Annotated in this window: 1 protein-coding gene; it reads left to right on the top strand. The window is 53.1% G+C overall.

Annotated elements, in window-relative coordinates:
- Positions 1-42: 42 nt before the first annotated feature.
- The coding region (locus tag SM753_RS20560; protein ID WP_323192927.1) for a hypothetical protein at positions 43-275 on the top strand (233 nt) is incomplete at its 3' end.

Raw genomic sequence — 275 nt, forward strand, 5'->3', positions numbered from 1 at the left:
GTGCAGCAGACCAACGCGGGACGCGACATCTCGGTGATTCTGATGATCGTTCTCTCCGTGTTCTTCGTTCTATTGGCCGTGGCCTACGTGACAACTGCCAGACGGGAGGCTGTGCTCACTACTCTCAATCTTATCAAAGCCTCAACTCGTGACACGGTGGCCTTCTTCTACAAATACGCAATTCTGCCCGTCATTCTCATTGGAGCAGCCGCCTTGCTCTGTGTGGCCGTCTTCTTTGCTCATCGTTGGTACAGCGACCAGAAACAGAAGGAATC

The organism is Halostella sp. PRR32 (assembly GCF_034808085.1).
Classification (GTDB): Archaea; Halobacteriota; Halobacteria; order Halobacteriales; family Natronoarchaeaceae; genus Halostella; species Halostella pelagica.